Annotated in this window: 16 protein-coding genes; 9 read left to right on the forward strand and 7 right to left on the reverse strand. The window is 66.9% G+C overall.

Features of this window, described 5'->3' with window-relative positions; genetic code table 11:
* Positions 1 to 3: 3 nt before the first annotated feature.
* The 3 genes from VHA82_RS24670 to VHA82_RS24680 all read right to left on the reverse strand — a co-directional run bounded on the left by VHA82_RS24670 (position 4) and on the right by VHA82_RS24680 (position 4,102).
* Complete coding sequence (locus VHA82_RS24670) at positions 4 to 570, reverse strand: YbhB/YbcL family Raf kinase inhibitor-like protein (protein ID WP_325548274.1); 567 nt, start codon at positions 568 to 570, stop codon at positions 4 to 6.
* Positions 571 to 594: 24 nt separating this feature from the next.
* Positions 595 to 1,095: a YbhB/YbcL family Raf kinase inhibitor-like protein gene (locus VHA82_RS24675; RefSeq protein WP_325548277.1), complete on the reverse strand. Its 501-nt coding sequence runs from the start codon at positions 1,093 to 1,095 to the stop codon at positions 595 to 597.
* Positions 1,096 to 1,162: 67 nt separating this feature from the next.
* Positions 1,163 to 4,102 carry a DNA topoisomerase III gene (locus tag VHA82_RS24680; RefSeq protein WP_325548279.1) on the reverse strand — a complete coding sequence of 980 codons (2,940 nt, stop codon included), beginning with the start codon at positions 4,100 to 4,102 and terminating at the stop codon, positions 1,163 to 1,165.
* A gap of 82 nt (positions 4,103 to 4,184) precedes the next feature.
* On the opposite strand from VHA82_RS24680, the gene VHA82_RS24685 reads away from it, so the two are divergent.
* The 4 genes from VHA82_RS24685 to VHA82_RS24700 are packed head-to-tail and all read left to right on the forward strand — an operon-like array spanning position 4,185 to position 6,782.
* Positions 4,185 to 4,661 carry an SET domain-containing protein gene (locus VHA82_RS24685; RefSeq protein ID WP_325548281.1) on the forward strand — a complete coding sequence of 159 codons (477 nt, stop codon included), beginning with the start codon at positions 4,185 to 4,187 and terminating at the stop codon, positions 4,659 to 4,661.
* Between the two features lie 11 nt (positions 4,662 to 4,672).
* Positions 4,673 to 5,443: a biotin--[acetyl-CoA-carboxylase] ligase gene (locus VHA82_RS24690; RefSeq protein WP_325548284.1), complete on the forward strand. Its 771-nt coding sequence runs from the start codon at positions 4,673 to 4,675 to the stop codon at positions 5,441 to 5,443.
* Between the two features lie 4 nt (positions 5,444 to 5,447).
* Positions 5,448 to 6,104 carry an SPOR domain-containing protein gene (locus tag VHA82_RS24695; RefSeq protein ID WP_325548286.1) on the forward strand — a complete coding sequence of 219 codons (657 nt, stop codon included), beginning with the start codon at positions 5,448 to 5,450 and terminating at the stop codon, positions 6,102 to 6,104.
* A gap of 18 nt (positions 6,105 to 6,122) precedes the next feature.
* Positions 6,123 to 6,782, forward strand: a complete 660-nt coding sequence (locus VHA82_RS24700; protein WP_325548288.1) for a glutathione S-transferase family protein — start codon at positions 6,123 to 6,125, stop codon at positions 6,780 to 6,782.
* Here the strand turns inward: VHA82_RS24700 and VHA82_RS24705 are convergent.
* The 3 genes from VHA82_RS24705 to VHA82_RS24715 form a co-directional block, all read right to left on the reverse strand.
* A complete protein-coding gene (locus VHA82_RS24705; RefSeq protein WP_325548291.1) occupies positions 6,767 to 8,248 on the reverse strand; it encodes a sensor histidine kinase in 1,482 nt (493 codons plus the stop codon). The two genes, VHA82_RS24700 and VHA82_RS24705, sit on opposite strands and share 16 nt — an antisense overlap.
* A gap of 80 nt (positions 8,249 to 8,328) precedes the next feature.
* Positions 8,329 to 9,000, reverse strand: a complete 672-nt coding sequence (locus VHA82_RS24710) for a response regulator transcription factor (protein WP_325548293.1) — start codon at positions 8,998 to 9,000, stop codon at positions 8,329 to 8,331.
* Positions 9,001 to 9,068: 68 nt separating this feature from the next.
* Positions 9,069 to 9,560 carry a MarR family winged helix-turn-helix transcriptional regulator gene (locus tag VHA82_RS24715; RefSeq protein WP_325548295.1) on the reverse strand — a complete coding sequence of 164 codons (492 nt, stop codon included), beginning with the start codon at positions 9,558 to 9,560 and terminating at the stop codon, positions 9,069 to 9,071.
* Between the two features lie 149 nt (positions 9,561 to 9,709).
* On the opposite strand from VHA82_RS24715, the gene recA reads away from it, so the two are divergent.
* The 3 genes from recA (at position 9,710) to VHA82_RS24730 (ending at position 11,848) form a co-directional block, all read left to right on the forward strand.
* Positions 9,710 to 10,774, forward strand: a complete 1,065-nt coding sequence (gene recA / locus VHA82_RS24720; RefSeq protein WP_325548528.1) for a recombinase RecA — start codon at positions 9,710 to 9,712, stop codon at positions 10,772 to 10,774.
* Positions 10,775 to 10,780: 6 nt separating this feature from the next.
* Entirely contained in the window at positions 10,781 to 11,230 is a 450-nt protein-coding gene (recX, locus tag VHA82_RS24725) for a recombination regulator RecX (protein WP_325548297.1), read from the forward strand.
* Positions 11,231 to 11,530: 300 nt separating this feature from the next.
* Positions 11,531 to 11,848: a GIY-YIG nuclease family protein gene (locus VHA82_RS24730; protein WP_325548301.1), complete on the forward strand. Its 318-nt coding sequence runs from the start codon at positions 11,531 to 11,533 to the stop codon at positions 11,846 to 11,848.
* A gap of 188 nt (positions 11,849 to 12,036) precedes the next feature.
* Here VHA82_RS24730 and argC read toward each other — a convergent pair whose 3' ends face one another.
* The gene (argC, locus tag VHA82_RS24735; RefSeq protein WP_325548303.1) at positions 12,037 to 12,963 is read right to left on the reverse strand and encodes an N-acetyl-gamma-glutamyl-phosphate reductase; all 927 of its coding nucleotides are present in this window, start codon (positions 12,961 to 12,963) and stop codon (positions 12,037 to 12,039) included.
* A gap of 173 nt (positions 12,964 to 13,136) precedes the next feature.
* On the opposite strand from argC, the gene sucC reads away from it, so the two are divergent.
* Positions 13,137 to 14,300, forward strand: a complete 1,164-nt coding sequence (gene sucC, locus VHA82_RS24740) for an ADP-forming succinate--CoA ligase subunit beta (RefSeq protein ID WP_325548306.1) — start codon at positions 13,137 to 13,139, stop codon at positions 14,298 to 14,300.
* A 20-nt stretch (positions 14,301 to 14,320) separates the two neighbouring features.
* On the forward strand, positions 14,321 to 15,214 hold the full coding sequence (sucD, locus tag VHA82_RS24745) for a succinate--CoA ligase subunit alpha (RefSeq protein ID WP_325548308.1): 894 nt from the start codon (positions 14,321 to 14,323) through the stop codon (positions 15,212 to 15,214).
* Positions 15,215 to 15,346: the final 132 nt, after the last annotated feature.

The raw sequence follows: 15,346 nt of genomic DNA on the forward strand, positions 1-15,346 counted from the left end.
GCGCTACTTCTTCGCCTTCGGCCGGCCGTACTTCGCAGTGAAGCTGGCCTTTCCGACGGCGTTGGCGTTCGTCATGAAACCCGCGACCGCGGCGGTGGCATCCGCTGGCAGGTCGAGCTTGTCGGTCTTCAGCGCATACACGGTGAACACGTAGCGGTGCGGCTTGTCGCCCTCCGGCGGGCAGGGGCCGCCCCAGGCCGCGAAGCCGTAGTCGATGCGGTTTTGCTTCGCGCCGGCCGGCAGGTTGGCCCCGCTCTGGTTGCCCGCGTCGGGCTTGAGTTCCATCACGCTGGCCGGGATGTTGTAGACGAACCAGTGCCAGAATCCGGAGCCCGTCGGCGCATCGGGGTCGTACACGGTGACGACGAAGCTCTTCGTATCCTTCGGCGCGCCGCTCCACTTGAGCGCGGGCGACTTGTTCTCGCCCGAGCAGCCGAACACGTTCGACTCGAACTTCCGGTCGATCGTCGAGTTCGCCTTGATGTCGGGGCTTTCGAGCTTGAAGGCGGCGTGGGCCGTGAGCGACGCGCCGAGCAGGAGCGCGGCGCAGGCAATCGGTTTCTTCGTCATCGGGGTCTCCTCTTGAATGAGACCTCACATTTTGGGGCGGCCGTACTTCGCGGTAAAGCTCGCCTTGGCGATGCAGTTGGCGTTCACCATGAACCCCGCGAGCGCGCAGCTCGCATCGGGCGGCAGCTCGAGACGGTCGGTGCCGAGGGCGAAGACAGTGAAGACGTAGCGATGCGGCGGATCGCCCGGCGGCGGCGCCATGCCGCCCCAGGCCTTCTCGCCGTAGTCGTTGCGGATCTGCTGCGCGCCTTTCGGCAGGTTCGCGCCGCTCGCATTGCCGGCATCGGCCTTCAGTTCGGCCACGTCGGCGGGGATGTTCACGAGCATCCAGTGCCACCAGCCCGAGCCCGTGGGTGCATCGGGGTCGTAGCAGGTGACCGCGAAACTCTTCGTGCCCGCGGGCGCGCCGCTGAAGCGCAGCACGGGCGACTTGTTCTCGCCGTTGCAGCCGAAGCCGTTGTATTCGAACCGCTTGTCGATCATCGAATCGGGTGCGATGTCGGGGCTTTCGAGTCGGAATGTCATGACGTTCTCCTTGGGTGGGAAAGCAGCCGAATGATGCGGCCAAAACGGGCTCGGGGTGCAGCCCGCTTCACTCCTCCTTGCTGAGGTGAGGCCCCACCACCGCGGCCAGCTCGAACATGGTCACCGAAGGCTTGCCGAACACCTTCTTCAGCTTGGCGTCGCCCTTGATCGTGCGCTTGTCCTTCGGGTCCTGCAGCTTGTGTTCCTTGATGTAGTCCCACAGGCGCTTGATGACTTCGGTGCGGGCGATGGGCTCGGGGCCGACGATGGCGGCCAGCTCGGGGCTGGGTTTGAGGCCGGACGCGGATTTCTGTGCGGGAGATTTCTTGGCTGTGGCGGTTTTCTTCGTGGCGGGGGATTTCTTCGCTGCCGCCTTGGCGGCGGTGCCCGATGCGGTCTTGCGCGGCGGGAACTTCGACGCACGCGGCTCGAATTCGAAATTCACCTTGCCGGCCTGCGCATCCCAGGCGAGATAGGCCTTGAACGGCCGGCGCGTGCGCATCGAGATGAACTTGTCGAGCAGGTCGGTCTTGCCGGTGGCGAGAAGCTTCTCCATCTGCGCGCGTTCCACCGGCTGCTGCAGGATCACCTTGCCGCTTCGGAAGTCGCATGTCGGCGCGGGATGCTGCGCCGTCGGCACCGAGCGCTCGCACAGGTAGTTCGCGCCCCACTCGAACACGCGGCCGCCGCACTTCGGGCATTTGCCGAGCGGCTGCTGGTCGCCGAAGTCCACCAGCTCGCCCGTTTCCGCGGGGTCGGCTTCGTTGCCGAAGTCGAATTCGAGCTTCCAGTTCTTTTCTTCCTCGTCGAACTTCAGCACGAGCTCGGCCGTGAAAGGCCAGCCCGCCTTCGAGCGGAAGCCCTGCAGCGGGCCGATGCGCTTGTCGCGCAGGAACTGCTCCACTTCCTGCAGCTCGAACGCGCGCCCGCCCGGCAGCTTGGTGAACGAGAAACCGCACGGCGGCTGCTTGGGCGCGCGGCCGATGCAGTTGAAGCGGCGATACGTTTCCTGCACGACACCGCCGCAGTTCGGGCAGGGCGTCTCGAGCGTCGCGTAGTCGCCGGGCACCGTGTCGCGGTCGTATTCCTTCGCCTTCCTCACGATGTGCTTCGTCATCTCGGCGATCTCGCGCATGAACGCGTCGCGCGAGAGCTTGCCGTGCTCCATCTGAGCGAGCTTGTATTCCCAGGCCCCCGTGAGCTCCGGCTTGGTGAGCTCTTCCACGCCGAGGCCGCGCAGCAGCGTCATGAGCTGGAACGCCTTGGCGGTGGGAATGAGCTCGCGTCCCTCGCGCAGCAGATACCGCTCGAGGATCAAGCCTTCGATGATCGCCGCGCGCGTCGCGGGCGTGCCCAGGCCCTTCTCGTGCATCGCCTCGCGCAGTTCCTCGTCCTCGATCCACTTGCCCGCGCCTTCCATCGCGCCCAGCAGCGTCGCTTCGCTGTAGCGCGGCGGCGGCCGCGTCTTCAGGCCGCGCGGCTCGGCGCTTTCGGTGAGCACCTTCTCGCCGGGCTTCACCGGCACGAGCGGCTGGCCCTTGTCGCCTTCCTTCGCGTCGCTCACCTCGTCGGCCGCTTCCTTGCCGTAGATCGCGAGCCACCCGGGCTTCACGAGCACCTTGCCTTCCGTCTTGAAGCTGTGGCCCGCCGCCACGCTGATGCGCGTGGTCACGAGGTATTCGGCGCTCGGAAAGAAGATCGCCATGAAGCGCCGCACGACGAGGTCGTAGATCTTCTGCTCGGCCTCCGAGAGACCGTGCGGCGCCTGCAGCGTCGGGATGATCGCGAAGTGGTCCGACACCTTCGCGTCGTCGAACACGCGCGGCGTCATCCGCACGTAGTCCTTCGCCACGGCTTCCTTCGCGAAGGGCGCGAGATGCGCGGGGCCGGTCTTCGCGAGCACCGCCATCGTGTCCTTCACGACCTTCACGTAGTCCTTCGGCAGGTGGCGCGAGTCGGTCCGGGGATACGTGAGCGCCTTGTGCCGCTCGTAGAGCGACTGCGCGAGCGAAAGCGTGGTCTTGGCCGAATAGCCGAAGCGGCCGTTGGCCTCGCGCTGCAGGGACGTGAGGTCGAAGAGGAGAGGCGAAGCCTGTGTGGTCGGCTTCGACTCTTCGGTGACGGTGGCGGGCTTGCCGCGCACCGCATCGGCGATCGCCTGCGCCTGCTCGGCCGACCAGAGCCGGTCCGCGCGCTTTTCGGCATCGGGCTCGGAGGCACCGGGGCCCTCCCCGGTGGCGACGTCCTTCTTCCACTTCGGATCGAACCACTTGCCGGGGTAGCTGCCCGCCTCGGCGAGGAAGCTCGCGTGAATCTCCCAGTAGTCGCGGCTCACGAACTTGCGAATCTGCTCCTCGCGCTCCACCACGATCGCGAGCGTGGGCGTCTGCACGCGCCCGACGGTCGTGAGGAAGAAGCCGCCGTCGCGCGAATTGAAGGCCGTCATCGCGCGCGTGCCGTTGATGCCCACGAGCCAGTCGGCCTCCGAGCGCGAGCGCGCCGCGTGCGCGAGGCCTTCCATCTGCCGGTCGGTGCGAAGCTGCTCGAAGCCGTCGCGGATCGCCTGTGGCGTCATCGACTGCAGCCACAGCCGCCGCACCGGCTTGCCGAGCGAGCCTTTCGCGCCGCCTGCGAACTGCTCGATGAGGCGAAAGATGAGTTCGCCCTCGCGCCCCGCGTCGCAGGCGTTCACGAGCTGCGTCACGTCCTTGCGCTTGGCGAGCTTCACCACCGCGTTCAGGCGCGACTTGGTCTTCTCCACCGGCTTCAGCTCGAAGTACGGCGGGATCACGGGCAGGTGGGCGAAACTCCACTTGCCGCGCTTCACGTCGAACTCTTCCGGGGCGTGTATCTCCACCAGATGCCCCACCGCGCTCGTCACGATGTATTCGCCGCTCTCGAAGTATTCGTCGTGCTTTTCGAACTTCCCGGCCACGGGCGTGAGCGCACGGACGATGTCCTGCGCCACCGACGGTTTTTCCGCAATCACTAGTGTCTTCGTCGACATCTCTACAATCTCGCCTTTCCCTCGCGCGCGTACGCGCACGCGCGCGTGCGTACGAATTCAAATTAACAGACTTTTTTCCAAGATGTCCGCCACCCCCCACAAGGAACCCGCCCGCCGCATCCAGGTCCGCAAGTCCGGCGTGCACGGCAAGGGCGTCTTCGCACTGAAGCCCATCGCCGAGGGCGAGACCATCATCGAGTACGTCGGCGAGGTCATCAGCTGGAAGGAGGCGCAGAAGCGCCACCCGTGGAACCCCGACGACCCGAATCACACTTTCTACTTCCACGTCGACGACAAGCGCGTGATCGACGCGGCCGTGGGCGGCAACGCCTCGCGCTGGATCAACCATTCGTGCGAGCCCAACTGCGAGGCGGACGAGGAAGACGGCCGCGTCTTCATCAAGGCGCTGCGCAACATCCGCCCCGGGGAGGAGCTCAACTACGACTACGGCCTCATCATCGATGAGCCGTACACGAAGAAGCTGAAGGCCGAGTACCCGTGCTGGTGCGGCAGCAAGTCTTGCCGCGGCACCTTGCTCGCGCCGAAGCGGCGCCGCTGAAGGAGAAATGAATGGCAGACACCTCGACAGCCGAAGCGTTGCGCCAAGCGGTGGCGCCGCTCATCCCCGGGTTCAGGGTCGAGGTCGTGCCGGAGGTCGATTCGACCAACAGCGAGCTCATGCGGCGCGCGCGCGCCGTCGCGGCCGAGCCGCTGCTGTTCGTGGCCGAGCACCAGCGCGCGGGGCGCGGCCGGCTCGGGCGGGGCTGGGTGAGCCGCGAGGGGGAGTCGCTCACGTTTTCGCTCGGCGTGCCGCTCGCGCCCGCCGACTGGTCCGGGCTCTCGCTGGCCGTCGGCGCGGCCATTGCCGAAAGCCTGCATCCGGCGATCCAGCTGAAGTGGCCGAACGATCTGTGGTTCGACGGCCGAAAGCTCGCCGGCATCCTCGTGGAAACCGCCGCACCGGGCGATGCGTCCTCGCCCGCCCCGCGCTACGCCGTGATCGGCGTGGGCATCAACATCCTGCCGCGCCCCGAGGCGGGCCTCGCGACGCCGCCTGCGGCGCTGCAGGAGCCGATCCCCGGCATCACGGCCGCCGAGGCCTTGAAGCGCATCGCCTTGCCGCTCGTGGAGGCGGTGAAGGCATTCGAAACCTACGGCTTCGCGCCGTTCCAGTCGCGCTTCAACGCGCGCGATGCGCTGCGCGACCGGCCGGTCGTGCTCTCCGACGGCACGACGGGCACGGCCCACGGCGTGGGCGAGTCGGGTGGCTTGCTCGTGCACACGGCCGAAGGCATGCGAGTCGTGACCAGCTCCGAAGTCAGCGTGCGGCCGGGAGCCTGAGGCGATGCGGCGACTCATCGTGCTCGTGCTGCTGCTGGCCAACGCCGCGTTCTTCGCGTGGTCGCAGGGGATGCTGCTCGCATGGGGGTTCGGCCCGGCGCAGCAGTCGGAGCCGCAGCGCATCGCGCAGCAGATCCAGCCCGAGTCGATCCGCATCCTGAAGCCCGACGAGGCGAAGCGCGTGGACGCGGCGGTGCAGGCGGCGCGGCCGCCGGACTGCATGCAGGCCGGGCCGCTCGACGATTCGCAGGTCGCGGCGCTCAGGTCCGCGCTCGACAGCTGGCCCGCGGGCAGCTACTCGATCGACCCGATGGTGGAGCCCGCGCGCTGGATCGTCTACATGGGCAAGTACGCGTCGGCAGACCTCGTCGCCCACAAGAAGGCGGAGCTGCGCCAGCTGGGCATCACGTTCGAGGCGATCGCGAATCCCGCGCTGGAGCCCGGCCTCTCGCTGGGCGGCTACGCGAGCGAAGCCGAAGCGAAGAAGCAGCTCGACACGCTCGCTCAGCGCGGCGTGCGCACCGCCAAGGTGGTGCAGGAGCATCCCGAGGTGAAGGGGCAAAAGCTCACGCTCGCCGCGCTCGACGACGCGCTGCGGTCGCGTCTCGATGAATTGAAGCCGGCCCTCGGTGCGAAGAGCGCGCTGAAGGCCTGCCGCTGACTGGAAAAGGACACAGCCATGTCGATGAAACTCTACTACGCGCCCGGTGCCTGTTCGTTCGTGCCGCACACGATGCTGGAAGCGGCCGAGGCGCCCTTCGAGCCGGTGTGGGTGAAGATCCACAAGAAGGAAAACGAGAGTGCCGAATACCGCGCCATCAACCCGCGCGCGCAGGTGCCGGTTCTCGTGGACGGCAGCGAGACGATCACGCAGATCCTCGCGATCGTGTTGTGGCTCGACGCGAAATTCCCGCGGATGGGCTTTCTGCCTTCGCAACCCGTGGCGCGCACGCGTGTCCTCGAAACGCTCGCGTGGATGAACAACACCGTCCACCCGACCTTCACCCACGTCTTCATGCCGCACAAATTCGCGGGCACGCCCGAAGCGCAGGCCGAGGTGAAGGCGTTCAATGCGCGGCTCTATCGCGGCATGCTGGGCGAGATCGAAGCGATGGCCGCGCGCACCGTGGGCGCTTCGCAGGCGTTTCTCGGGGGCGAACGCTTCGGCCCGATGGACGCCTACGCGCTCACGCTGCTGCGCTGGGGCGGCTTCGCGGGCATCGACCCCACCGGGTTTGCCACGCTCTGGGCCCACGTGCAGAAGGTGGCGGCGCTGCCGCCGGTGGCTCGCGCGATCGAGCGCGAACGGCTTCAGCTCAATCTCTACCAGGCGAGCTGATTTTTCGTCCCCGCCGTTTCCGCCTCGGCCTCGGCGCCCAGGCGGAAGCGCACCCCGACCTTCGCGCCGGGCGGCACCTGGCCGGGCCGTGCATCCTCGATCGTGATTTCGGCGTGGTGCTGGCGCGCGATCTCCTGCACGATGGGCAGGCCGAGACCCGAGCCGTCGACGTTGGTGCCGAGCGCGCGGTAGAACGGCTGGAACACGAGCTCGCGTTCCGCTTCGGGGATGCCCGGGCCCGAGTCTTCCACCTGCAGCACGACCACGCGGCCGAACGGATCGGGCAGCACGCGCACCGTGACCACGCCGGGATGCTCGGTGCTCGAGGGCGTGTAGTTGACGGCGTTGTCCAGGAGGTTGCGCACGAGCTCCTTGATGAGGGTCGGATTGCCCTGCAGCTTCACGCCCGGCGCGCCCGCCTCCGGGCCGTCGTAGCCGAGGTCGATGTGCTTGTCCATGGCTCGTGGCAGCGAGTCGCGCATGGCCTCGGTGGTGATCGCGACGAGGTCGCACGGCTGGCGCACGATGGTCTTGCCGCTCGCCTCGGCGCGGGCAAGCGCGAGGAGCTGGTTCACCGTGTGCGTGGCGCGCATGCTCGAGCGGCCGATCTGCTTCAGCGACTGCTTCAGCTCTTCGGCGTTGAACTGCTCGCGCTGGGCGAGGTCGGCCTGCATGCGCAAGCCCGCAAGCGGTGTCTTCAGCTGGTGGGCGGCGTCGGCGAGGAAGCGCTTCTGCGTGGCGATCGAGTTCTTCAGCCGGGTGAGGAGATCGTTGATCGAGGACACGAGCGGCGCGACTTCGAGCGGCACCGCCCGGTCGTCGAGCGGGCTCAGGTCGTCGGGCTTGCGCTGGCGGATGCGCTCTTCGAGCTCCGAGAGCGGCTTGATGCCGCGCACGAGCGCCATCCACACGAGCAGCACGGCGATCGGCAGGATCACGAGCTGCGGCAGCATCACGCCCTTGATGATCTCGGTGGCGAGCACCGAGCGCTTCTCGCGCGTTTCGGCGACCTGCACGAGCGCGGGGGGCGCCCCGGCGATGTCGACCTTGACCCAGGTGTAGGCCACGCGCAGGTCGAGGCCGCGCATCTCCTCGTCGCGCAGGCGCACTTCGCCGGTGCCGGCCGATTCGTCCTCGCGCGGGTGCGGGAAATCGCGTTCTCCGCCGAGATACTCGCCATGCGGGCCGAGCACCTGGTAGTAGATCATGTCGGAGTCGTCGGCGCGCAGGATTTCGCGCGCGGGCTGCGGCAGGTTGAAGTTCACCTTCTGGCTTTGCACCGTGACGAGCTGGGCGAGCGCCTGGGCGTTGTATTCGAGCGCGCGGTCGAACGGTTTGGCGGCGATGCTCTGGGCGACGAGCCAGGTGAGCGCGAGGCTGATCGGCCACAGCAGCAGCAGCGGCGTGAGCATCCAGTCGAGAATCTCGCCGAAGAGGGAGCGCTGCTCACGCTGGAAGATCTTCATGGGCCTATGCCGTCATTCCCGTCATTCGCGTCATTCCCGGGTAAGTGGGACTGCCGGGGCCCCGGCATCCCGACGGGGCGTCACGAAATCTTTTCGAGACAGTACCCAAGCCCGCGCACCGTCGCAATTCGGATCGGCCCCTTCTCGATCTTCTTGCGCAGGCGGTGGATGTAGACCTCGATGGCGTTGTTGCTCACCTCCTCGCCCCATTCGCAGAGGCGCTCCACGAGCTGGTCCTTGCTCACGAGCCGGCCGGTGCGCTGAAGCAGCACTTCGAGCAGACCGAGCTCGCGCGCGGAGAGCTCCACCATCTTGCCGTCGATCGTGGCGACGCGTCCGGCCTGGTCGTAGACGAGCGGCCCGTGCTTGATGAGATGGCTCGTGGAGCCCATGCCGCGGCGCGTGAGGGCGCGCACGCGCGCTTCCAGCTCCGAGAGCGCGAAGGGCTTGGCCATGTAGTCGTCCGCGCCGAGGTCCAGGCCCCGCACGCGTTCTTCCACGGCATCGGCGGCGGTGAGGATCAGCACCGGCAGCGTCGAGCCGCGGCCGCGCAGCTTGCGCAGCACCTCCAGCCCGTGCATCTTCGGCAGGCCGAGGTCGAGGATCAGGAGATCGAACTCGTTGTTCGTCATGAGGGCGGCATCGGCTTCCGTGCCGCTCGAGACCTGGTCCACCGCCGCGCCGGAAGCGCGCAGGCTGCGCAGCAGGCCGTCGGCCAGCACCTGGTCGTCTTCGGCGATCAGAATCCGCATGACGATGTCTCCTCTTGTGCGGCCATTTTAGGCAAGGGGGCCGCGCGCCGCGGTTGCGCGAGATCAGGTCAACGGGCCGCGTACGCCCCGGCGTAGGCTTCCAGGCCGATCGCAACCACCGTCGCGACGTCGCTGCCGACTTCGCGCCGGAACTCGCTTTCGGCCTGCTGCACCGCACGCTGAAACGCCTGCAGCCAGGCGAGGCCCGTCGGCGTGAACCTGACGACGCGCGCCCGCCCATCCCGCGGATCGGGCTCGCGCGTGACGAGTCCCCACGCTTCGCACTGGTCCACAAGGTCGCCCATCGCCTGCTTGGTCATCCCGGCGCGTTCGGCAAGCTCGGTGAGGCGCGAGCCTTCGAGGGCCACGTGCCGCGTGATGTGGATGTGCGCCGCGCTCACCTGCGCGCGCGCGGCGAGGTTCGCGAGAGCGAGCGGCACTTCGACGTCGTGCGCCATCAGGTGAAGCACCCGCTCGTCGAAACGCCGCGCCGCATGGCCGAGCAGGCGGCCGAGATGAGTGGCACGCCAGCGCTCTTCGGGATGGGTCGGGCGGGCCATCGCCAGATGATAAGGCAAACTGACCAAATATCATGTTTACTTCTCGCCATCCTGCTCGTTACATTACTGGCGATGCATCCAGTCCTGCGCGTGAAGCCACTGGATGAGGCCGAATGAAAAACCCGACGAAACTCAAGGAGAAACTTCCGATGGATGCGCAAGTGAAAGGCACGAAGATCAGCCCGGCGGACAACGAGAAGGCGAAGGCCCTGCAGGCCGCGCTCGCCCAGATCGAGAAGCAGTTCGGCAAGGGCACGATCATGCGCCTGGGCGAGGGCGAGAAGATCGAGGACATCCAGGTCATCTCGACCGGTTCGCTCGGTCTCGACATCGCGCTCGGCGTGGGCGGCCTGCCGCGCGGCCGCGTGATCGAGATCTACGGGCCGGAATCGTCCGGCAAGACCACGCTCACGCTGCAGGTGATCGCCGAGATGCAGCAGCAAAACGGCACCTGCGCGTTCGTCGATGCGGAGCACGCGCTGGACGTCCAGTACGCGCAGAAGCTCGGCGTGCACGTCTCCGACCTGCTCATCTCGCAGCCCGACACCGGGGAGCAGGCGCTCGAGATCGTCGATTCGCTGGTGCGCTCCGGCGCGGTCGACCTGATCGTGGTCGACTCGGTCGCGGCGCTCGTGCCCAAGGCGGAAATCGAAGGCGAAATGGGCGACTCCCTGCCCGGCTTGCAGGCGCGGCTCATGTCGCAGGCGCTGCGCAAGCTCACGGCCACGATCAAGAAGACCAACTGCATGGTCATCTTCATCAACCAGATTCGCATGAAGATCGGCGTGATGTTCGGCTCGCCCGAGACCACGACCGGCGGCAACGCGCTCAAGTTCTACGCCTCGGTGCGGCTGGACATCCGCCGCACCGGCACCATCAAGAAGGGCGAGGAGGCGATCGGCAACGAGACCAAGGTGAAGGTGGTGAAGAACAAGGTCGCGCCGCCGTTCAAGCAGGCCGAATTCGACATCCTCTTCGGCGAGGGCATCAGCCGCGAAGGCGAGATCGTGGACATGGGCGTACAGCACCAGGTGCTGGAGAAGTCGGGCGCCTGGTACGCCTACAACGGCGAGAAGATCGGCCAGGGCCGCGACAACGCGCGCGAGTTCCTGCGCGAGAACCCCGAGCTTGCCCGGGAGATCGAGAACAAGGTTCGCGACAGCCTCGGCATCGCGCTGCTGCCCGCCGACGCGAACGCGAGCCAGGAGGAGTAAGCCGCGATGCCCTTGGCGAAGAAGCCTTCGCTGAAGGGCCGCGCGCTCGCATTGCTGTCACGCCGCGAGCATTCGCGCGCGGAGCTCGAACGCAAGCTGGCCGGGCATGAGGAAGAGCCCGGCCAGCTCGCGCGGGCGCTGGACGAACTTCAGGCGCGCGGCTTCCTCGACGAGCAGCGCGTTGTGGATTCGATCGTGCATCGCAAGGCCGCGCGGTTCGGTGCGGCGCGCGTGAAAGAGGAGCTGCTGGCCAAGCGCGTGGACCCGGCGCGCGCGGCGCAGGCGCTCGCCCTGCTTCGCACGAGCGAGGTCGAACGTGCGCGGGAGGTGTGGCGCAGGAAATTCGGCGAGCCGCCGCGGGACGCCGTGGAGCGCGGCAGGCAGGCGCGGTTCCTCGCGGCGCGGGGATTTTCAGGTGAGACGATCGCACGGGTGCTGCGGGCGTCCGAGGACTGATTTGCGGCGATGGACCGAGGCGTGACGCGGTCGGTCTGCGAATGCATGGACCCCCGTTTATTTCCGCGATAGGTGGAATCCGCGTCATTCCCGCGAAGGCGCTCACGCCGTCATTCCCGCGAGGGCGCACACCCCGCCATTCCCGTGAGGGCGCACACCCCGTCATTACTGCGAGGGCGCACACCCCGTCATTGCTGCGAGGGCGCACACCCCGTCATCGCTGCGAGGGCGCACACCCCGTCATTGCCGCGAAGACGCACACCCCGTCATTCCCGCGAAGGCGGGAATCCAGAGTCTTTCATGCACCCAGCTGTCTACATCCTCGCAAGCAGCCGCAATGGCACGCTCTACATCGGCGTCTCGAGCAATCTGGTGAAGCGTGCCTGGCAGCACCGCAATCGCGAGATGGACGGATTCACGAAGCGCTACGGTGTTCAGCGGCTGGTCTGGTACGAGCGCCACGGCGACATGGAGCATGCGATCGTGCGGGAGAAGCGATTGAAGAAGTGGCAGCGCGCCTGGAAGCTTCAACTCATCGAGGAGCGCAATCCGTACTGGCTCGATCTGTGGCCGGAAATCCTCGGACAAGACACTGGATCCCCGCGTTCGCGGGGATGACGCGGGCAGTGCGGGGACGACGAGGCCGCTGCGGGGATGACAGGCCGCTGCGGGGATGGCGAGGCCGGTGTGCAGAGGAGACAAGGCCGCTGCGGGGATGACGAGGCTTGCGCCGCGACGAGTGCAGCGCCCAGCCGAATTCGACCGACCGAAACGTCATCCCCGCGAACGCGGGGATCCAGCGGCTTTCAGCCCCATAGCCCCAGCATCAACCGCAGGTTCTGCACCGCCGCCCCGCTCGCGCCCTTGCCAAGGTTGTCCAGCCGCGCGACCAGCACCGCATGGCGATAGTCCATGTTGCTGAACACACGCAGCTCCATCCTGTTGGTGTCGTTCAGCGCAACCGCATCGAGCTTGCCGTCCGCCGTGGGCGGCTGCACCGTCACCCATTCGCTGTTGCGATAGTGCGCCGCCAGGATGTCGTGCAGATCCATCGGCGTGGGCGAGCCCGCAAGCGTGTCCAGATGCAGCGGCAGCTGCACCAGCATCCCCTGGCGGAAGTTGCCCACCGACGGCACGAAGATCGGCCGCCGCGTGAGGCCGGTGTATTTCATGATCTCCGGCACGTGCTTGTGCTTCAGACCGAGCGCATATAGCTCGAAGGGCGGTGCCGTGCCCGATTCGTAAGCCTCGATCATCGAACGGCCGCCGCCCGAATAACCGCTCACGCAGGGCAGAGCGAGCGGATAGTCGCGGGCAATCGCCCCGGCATCGACCAGCGGGCGGATCAAGGCGATCGCACCGGTCGAATAGCAGCCCGGATTGCTCACGCGCGGCGCCTTCGCGATCGCCTCGGCCTGGCCCGGCTCCAGCTCGGGGAATCCGAACACCCAGCCCTCGGCCGTGCGATGCGCGGTCGACGCATCGATCACGCGCGGTGCGCGACCTTGCTCCCGCCGGATGTCCTCCACCATGGCCGCCGACTCGCGCGCGGCGTCGTCATGCAGGCAGAAGATGACGAGGTCCACGTCCGCCATCAGTTCCCGCTTGGCTTGCGCGTCCTTGCGGCGCTCCGGCGCGATGCTCACGAGTTCGACACTCGCCATTTTCGCGAGGCGCTCGCGGATCTGCAGGCCGGTGGTACCGGCCTCACCGTCGATGAACACCTTGGCCATGCGGGCTGAATCCGTATGAAGTGCTTATGGAAGACCCAACCAGATGCTTGTGATGGGTGCGACGCACGATGATACAGTTCATCGCTGCGACCTGCAGGCACGCGCCCGGCACCCCACCGGACGGACAGCGAAGCGCCAGCACCCCGGATTCCATTCCCCTCGAGAGCGACCTCATGAAGATTCACGAGTACCAAGGCAAGGACATCTTGCGTCAGTTCGGCGTGCCCGTCCCGCGCGGCATCCCCGCCTTCACCGTGCAGGAGGCCGTGGAAGCGGCCCAGAAACTCCCCGGCCCGGTCTGGGTCGTGAAGGCGCAGATCCACGCCGGCGGCCGTGGCAAAGGCGGCGGCGTGAAGGTGGCCAAGAGCGTCGAGCAGGTGAAGGAACTCGCCGGCCAGATGCTCGGTATGCAACTGAAGACGCATCAGACCGGCCCCGAGGGCCAGAAGGTGCGGCGCCTCTACATCGAGGACGGCGCGGACATCCAGAAGGAATACTACGTGTCCGTCGTGACCGACCGCGCGACACAGAAGGTCGCTTTCATCGCCTCCAGCGAAGGCGGCATGGACATCGAGGAGGTCGCGCACAACACGCCCGACAAGATCAGGAAGGTGTTCGTCGATCCGCTCGTGGGCCTCACGGACGCGCAGGCTGTGGAGATCGCGCAGGGTATCGGTCTCGAGGGCGCGTCGGCGAAGCAGGCGGGCGAGGTGTTCGGCAAGCTCTACAAGTGCTACATGGACACCGACGCGTCGCTCGTGGAGATCAACCCGCTCAATCGCGACAGCAAGGGCAACATCATCGCGCTGGATGCGAAGTTCAACTTCGACGCCAACGCGCTTTTTCGCCACCCCGAAATCGTCGCGCTGCGCGACCTCGACGAGGAAGACCCGGCCGAGGTCGAAGCCTCGAAGTTCGACCTCGCCTACATCAGCCTCGATGGCGACATCGGCTGCCTCGTGAACGGCGCGGGCCTGGCCATGGCCACGATGGACACGATCAAGCTCTTCGGCGCCGAGCCCGCCAACTTCCTCGACGTGGGCGGCGGCGCCACGCCGGAGAAGGTCACCGAGGCGTTCAAGATCATGCTGAAGAACCCGAAGGTGAAGGCGATTCTCGTCAACATCTTCGGCGGCATTATGCGCTGCGACACCATCGCCACCGGCGTGATCACCGCCTGCAAGGCCGTGAACCTGAACGTCCCGCTCGTCGTGCGCATGAAGGGCACCAACGAGGAACTGGGCAAGAAGATGCTCGCCGAATCGGGCCTGCCGATCATCAGCGCGGACACCATGGCGCAAGCCGCCCAGAAAGTCGTCGCCGCCGTGGCGAAGTGATACCGACCCAGGATACGCTCATGTCGATCTACATCAACAAGGACACCCGGGTGATCACCCAGGGCATCACGGGCAAGACCGGCCAGTTCCACACCGAGAAGTGCCAGGAATACGCCAACGGAAAGAACTGCTTCGTCGCGGGCGTGAACCCGAAGAAGGCGGGCGAGAAGATCTTCGACATCCCGATCTTCGCCTCGGTGAAGGATGCCAGGAAGGAAACCGGCGCCACCGTCTCGGTCATCTACGTGCCCCCGAGCGGCGCGGCCGATGCGATCTGGGAAGCGGTGGACGCCGACCTCGATCTCGTCATCTGCATCACCGAGGGCATTCCGGTGAAGGACATGCTGCTCGTGCGCAACCGGATGAAGGCGAAGGAAGCCGCGGGCGGCAAGAAGACGCTGCTGCTCGGCCCCAACTGCCCCGGGCTCATCACGCCCGAGGAAATCAAGATCGGCATCATGCCCGGGCACATCCACCGCAAGGGGCGCATCGGTGTCGTGTCGCGTTCCGGCACGCTCACGTACGAGGCCGTGGCCCAGCTCACCGAGATCGGCCTCGGCCAGTCGAGTGCCGTCGGGATCGGCGGCGATCCGATCAACGGCCTGAAGCACATCGACGTGATGAAGGCCTTCAACGACGACCCCGACACCGATGCCGTGATCATGATCGGCGAGATCGGCGGACCCGACGAGGCCGACGCAGCCCGCTGGTGCAAGGACCACATGACAAAGCCCGTGGTCGGCTTCATCGCGGGCGTGACCGCGCCTCCCGGCAAGCGCATGGGCCATGCCGGCGCGCTGATCTCCGGCGGGGCCGACACGGCCGATGCCAAGCTCGCGATCATGGAAGAGTGCGGCTTCAAGGTGACGCGCAATCCCTCGGAGATGGGCAAGCTGCTCAAGTCCCTCCTGTGACTTCGCCGCGGCCGTAAGCAGAACTACGAAGCCGCGCGGGGCGATGCGCCCGCTAAACTCGCACGCAAGAGGAAAAACGCCCGCACGCCCCAAGCCCGGGCGTTTTCGTTGTGCGGCCCCTGGAGACGAGAA

The sequence above is a fragment of the Ramlibacter sp. genome (assembly GCF_035548915.1).
Lineage (GTDB): Bacteria > Pseudomonadota > Gammaproteobacteria > Burkholderiales > Burkholderiaceae_C > Ramlibacter.

Coding starts and splice junctions, on each gene's coding strand:
- VHA82_RS24670 (WP_325548274.1), bottom strand. CDS start 570: ATGACGAAGAAACCGATTGCCTGCGCCGCGCTCCTGCTCGGCGCGTCG.
- VHA82_RS24675 (WP_325548277.1), bottom strand. CDS start 1,095: ATGACATTCCGACTCGAAAGCCCCGACATCGCACCCGATTCGATGATC.
- VHA82_RS24680 (WP_325548279.1), bottom strand. CDS start 4,102: ATGTCGACGAAGACACTAGTGATTGCGGAAAAACCGTCGGTGGCGCAG.
- VHA82_RS24685 (WP_325548281.1), top strand. CDS start 4,185: ATGTCCGCCACCCCCCACAAGGAACCCGCCCGCCGCATCCAGGTCCGC.
- VHA82_RS24690 (WP_325548284.1), top strand. CDS start 4,673: ATGGCAGACACCTCGACAGCCGAAGCGTTGCGCCAAGCGGTGGCGCCG.
- VHA82_RS24695 (WP_325548286.1), top strand. CDS start 5,448: ATGCGGCGACTCATCGTGCTCGTGCTGCTGCTGGCCAACGCCGCGTTC.
- VHA82_RS24700 (WP_325548288.1), top strand. CDS start 6,123: ATGTCGATGAAACTCTACTACGCGCCCGGTGCCTGTTCGTTCGTGCCG.
- VHA82_RS24705 (WP_325548291.1), bottom strand. CDS start 8,248: ATGAAGATCTTCCAGCGTGAGCAGCGCTCCCTCTTCGGCGAGATTCTC.
- VHA82_RS24710 (WP_325548293.1), bottom strand. CDS start 9,000: ATGCGGATTCTGATCGCCGAAGACGACCAGGTGCTGGCCGACGGCCTG.
- VHA82_RS24715 (WP_325548295.1), bottom strand. CDS start 9,560: ATGGCCCGCCCGACCCATCCCGAAGAGCGCTGGCGTGCCACTCATCTC.
- recA (WP_325548528.1), top strand. CDS start 9,710: ATGGATGCGCAAGTGAAAGGCACGAAGATCAGCCCGGCGGACAACGAG.
- recX (WP_325548297.1), top strand. CDS start 10,781: ATGCCCTTGGCGAAGAAGCCTTCGCTGAAGGGCCGCGCGCTCGCATTG.
- VHA82_RS24730 (WP_325548301.1), top strand. CDS start 11,531: ATGCACCCAGCTGTCTACATCCTCGCAAGCAGCCGCAATGGCACGCTC.
- argC (WP_325548303.1), bottom strand. CDS start 12,963: ATGGCCAAGGTGTTCATCGACGGTGAGGCCGGTACCACCGGCCTGCAG.
- sucC (WP_325548306.1), top strand. CDS start 13,137: ATGAAGATTCACGAGTACCAAGGCAAGGACATCTTGCGTCAGTTCGGC.
- sucD (WP_325548308.1), top strand. CDS start 14,321: ATGTCGATCTACATCAACAAGGACACCCGGGTGATCACCCAGGGCATC.